Here is a 3,806-nt window from a genome sequence, read left to right as displayed (position 1 = left end):
CAAGTACGCCAAGCACAAGAAGCTGAGCAAGTACGCCAAGCACAAGAAGCCGAACAAGTACGTTTAGCAGCCGAAAATGCCAAAAAAGCAAGAAAACTAGATACGCCAACCAAAGCCCCAGCGTTGAAGCTTCGCGAAAGGTTGAGTCAGGAGTTTGAAAGTCTACACCTTAGACATGATGATCTTGCAGACAATTTCGACAGTGGAAGACTAAGCAGAAATAACGGTAGATTACTCTGTGAAGACTTCTTTCTCGCTACACAAATAACATTACAAGAGCTTAATAACTCTATCTGTAGACTACCTAGCAAGCATGATATAGCTAAGTATGAGGCGGTTTATGAAGCAGTAGATAAGCTAATGAATAGCGTTGAACAGCGAATGGAAAACGTAGGCTTACATGACGTTAAAGAACACGAAGAGGCGACGAGAGCGCGAAACAATATGCGACAACGTATTGATACAAACATCAGGCGTTTAGATACGCCAACGCAGTCACAGCCACAACCAACACTGACAATCACAACACCTAGACCGCGCTAATTAACCTTTGCGCGCAGTATTTAAAAAGCGTAAACTCGAACATCAAATAGCACAAAGCCCCGACGTTGGAAGCGTCAGGGCTTTGTTTAAAACTTAACTTAGTGTGTGACCACTAAATATCGTCTCGACAGGCATTATTTTACTGGTTAATACACGCCAATACAAGGCGATTTGGCTACAGATATTAAGTTTTTTTATTATGTCTATATTTCATATCTGTAACAAATTGATATTTAACCAGTGTACGAACTCGAAAAAACAGATCAGACAAACTGGCGGAACGTCAGCACTCTAACTCAATTCTACGCAGACCTAGCGACTAACCCCTATTGCACCAATGACAAGGGTTTTAGCCACATCCGCACCAAGTCACACGCCATAAAACACGCCTACATTCAACCCAACCGCCCCAACGTGTGCCGTTGGCTTGTCTTTGATATTGACGACCCTCAAGCACTATTTGCTTACCATGACAATGTATTACCGCGTCCTCAAATCATCATAAAAAACCCTAAAAATGGTCATGCTCATTACGCATACAAGCTAACAACCCCAGTGGGTGAGGGTGGAAAATCCAGTATAAAAGCTATCAAGTATTTAAGCAGCGTTCAACACGCCCTACGGTTAGCATTAGGAGCAGACCGCAGCTATGGCGGCAATCTTATTAAAAACCCGTGCCACATTTCGCACGAAGTATATTTAACGGGGGCTAAGCCCTCTTATGAGCTTGCAGAGCTTGCTGAACATTTAGACTTACAAAGCAAAACGGATGCAGCCAATGACTACGGCTATGGGCGTAATTACAGCGTGTTTGAACACGTCAGGCACAAAGCCTATCCACTAGCCGAAACGCATAGCTATAGTGCGCTAGAGAGCATTTTAACTAGCATTGCAAACGAATATAATCAGCGTTTTGATGAACCGTTATTCTCTAACGAGCTAAAACACATCGTCCGAAGTATTGCCAGATATTGCTCAAAAAAGGACTTCACAGCAAGCCACAAGGCGTTTTCAGAGCTTCAAAGAGCAAGAGCAAAAAAGCGGTGGGGCGATAACACAAACAAGCAAAAACAAGCATTAGAAATGTACCAAAATGGCGTTAAAAAGACGATCATTTCGAAGGAGTTAGGCGTAACTACTAGAACCCTTACGAACTGGGGCTTGCAGAGGAAAAAAAAGTAAAAACAGGAAATGCCTTAATCAGATAACAGCCCGCAGGAGTCTTTGGTGGTTGCCGTTAAGCTCAGCTAATCAATTTTCCTATCCTAAACATTCTAACAGAGTCGCAATTCAAATCTCTGTATTTCGTGCTTAGGCTAACGACTTATCCAAGGTTTGCCAAACATGCCTAATTTTGCCTACCTTGGATTTTGATACTCTATGTACAGTTGTCATTTAGCTCTATTTGGCTCTGTGCTGCCGTTTAAGCTGCTTGTTTCCTCCTTCCCTTGTGTCTGTAGCCCGTGATATTTTTGGAGGCTTTATACGTTAGCTATGGAAGGCAGTCGTGTAGCCTGTTTGCTCGATGTCGGTACGTCACCTTTCACAACGTCTTTATCCCTTTCTGATATATATCCTTCATTGAGAAGTTTAGCCATCACCTGAGCCATATATGGGTTTTTCTGGGCTGCTGTTTTGAGAGCACTACCCCATATTATTTTTTTACGTGTTTCTTCCTTCCTTTCATCGGCTTTGATTTTGTCTAGTAGCTGTCTAGCCTCTCTTCTAGCTCCTATCAATTGATCCGCTTTCTTTTCAGCTTTCAGTAAAACCGCTAATTTTTTATTATCATCATCGTCACGAAAGTTTTTTTCACCTAACAATATTATTAATTTTTGAGCGTCAGTAGGTGAGTTAAACCCTTTAAATCTCTTAACCAATTTTTCTAAATGCGCTAAGTCTAGGTTAGCCATAATAATTCCTTTTTTAAAGTTTTTACCACGTTCTAAATTATATCATAATACACGATTGCCAACACTAGCAGACGTCTGTTAACCTGTCTGAGTAAGACAAGGCACGCTTAGACGTTTCTCAATTATCCGCTATCGCTACTAATTGAGAAACGGCGTGGCAAGGGTAAAAAGAACCCTTTGCAAACCCAATCAGTCTATCGACTGACAAAAACAAAAAAAAGGACTATTCAATGGAATTTGAAGTGAAGCAAATAACTCAAGAAGAGATAGATAAGCAAAATACAGATAAAGAGAATGGGCAACCATTCATCGATGATATCCCGATATTTTTACAACAAGTCAAAGCTGGTGATTATGTTGCGAATGGTGAATTTTTCGTCGGTAGAAATTATGCACATTTCCTCCCTATTCTCGTTCCAGAATTACCAGACGAAGAAAAAGAAGAATGGTCAGCGTTGGTAATTCAACTAGATAAACTCAATAACAAGGTTTAAATCGTGGCTATAGCTCGTTTGAGTGTTGGAGTTGGTAAGAAAGGCAAGGCATCACCCCATGCTGCTTACATCGCTAGGGAGGGCAAATATGCCAAGCCTGATGATGACTTAGAAAAGCTAGAATCTGTTGGTCATGGCAATATGCCACTATGGGCTGAAACTGAGCCTAACTTCTTTTGGCAAATGGCAGATGCTTATGAAAGACAAAACGGCAGTGCTTATCGTGAGCATGTTATCGCTTTGCCTAGAGAGCTGACGGTAGACCAACGGCACGACCTCGTACTAGATTGGATTAAGCAAGAGCTAGGCGATAACCACGCTTACCAGTATGCCATACATAACCCCCCAGCCCTTGACGGCAAAGGGCAGCCTCATTGCCATCTGATGTTCAGTGAACGCACTATAGACGGCATTAGCCGCGACCCTGACCAGTATTTCAAGCGATATAACAGCAAGAAACCTGAAAAGGGTGGAGCTAAAAAAGCCAATACAGGCATGAAACCCGCAGAACGTAAAGCCGAGTTGATAGACCAACGGCAACGGTGGGAGCAGATTTGTAATAAACATCTAAAGCAAGCAGGCAGTAGAGCAACTATCAATATGAAGTCTTATGCAGACCGAGATATAAAGCTGACACCTTTTAACCTTCCAATGAATCAATTTAATAATCCAAAATTCAAACGAATATACTTGGACAAACTAGAGGCAAGGAAAGAATATCAAGTAGCTGTTAGGGAACGTAAAGCCATTAACGTTCAAGAGACTATAGAACAGATAACACAAGACAATGAGAAAGCCGAACAAGTACGCCAAGCACAAGAAGCTGAGCAAGTACGCCAAGCACAAGAAGCTGAGC

The 3,806-nt window shown here is 41.9% G+C and carries 5 protein-coding genes; 4 read left to right on the top strand and 1 reads right to left on the bottom strand.

Annotated elements, in window-relative coordinates:
* Together JFC10_RS14715 and JFC10_RS14710 are read left to right on the top strand one after the other, a co-directional pair.
* Positions 1 to 543 (top strand): hypothetical protein (locus JFC10_RS14715; protein WP_198333477.1); only part of this gene is annotated, 543 nt, incomplete at its 5' end.
* A gap of 240 nt (positions 544 to 783) precedes the next feature.
* Positions 784 to 1,725 carry a replication initiation protein gene (locus JFC10_RS14710; protein WP_198333476.1) on the top strand — a complete coding sequence of 314 codons (942 nt, stop codon included), beginning with the start codon at positions 784 to 786 and terminating at the stop codon, positions 1,723 to 1,725.
* Between the two features lie 299 nt (positions 1,726 to 2,024).
* Here the strand turns inward: JFC10_RS14710 and JFC10_RS14705 are convergent, their stop codons facing one another.
* Positions 2,025 to 2,456: a hypothetical protein gene (locus tag JFC10_RS14705; RefSeq protein WP_198333475.1), complete on the bottom strand. Its 432-nt coding sequence runs from the start codon at positions 2,454 to 2,456 to the stop codon at positions 2,025 to 2,027.
* Positions 2,457 to 2,686: 230 nt separating this feature from the next.
* Between JFC10_RS14705 and JFC10_RS14700 the strand changes: the two genes are divergently transcribed.
* Entirely contained in the window at positions 2,687 to 2,950 is a 264-nt protein-coding gene (locus tag JFC10_RS14700) for a hypothetical protein (protein WP_198333474.1), read from the top strand.
* A gap of 3 nt (positions 2,951 to 2,953) precedes the next feature.
* On the top strand, positions 2,954 to 3,806 hold an 853-nt coding region (locus JFC10_RS14695; protein ID WP_198333473.1), incomplete at its 3' end, for a MobA/MobL family protein.

The organism is Psychrobacter aquimaris (assembly GCF_016107525.1).
In the GTDB taxonomy this organism is placed as follows: Bacteria; Pseudomonadota; Gammaproteobacteria; order Pseudomonadales; family Moraxellaceae; genus Psychrobacter; species Psychrobacter aquimaris.
Note: the sequence above shows the minus strand (reverse complement) of the source record. Positions and strands in the feature narration are given on the sequence as shown.

Bases quoted from the DNA above. Each gene is read 5' to 3' on its own strand.
- JFC10_RS14705 (WP_198333475.1), bottom strand. From the start codon at position 2,456: ATGGCTAACCTAGACTTAGCGCATTTAGAAAAATTGGTTAAGAGATTT.
- JFC10_RS14700 (WP_198333474.1), top strand. From the start codon at position 2,687: ATGGAATTTGAAGTGAAGCAAATAACTCAAGAAGAGATAGATAAGCAA.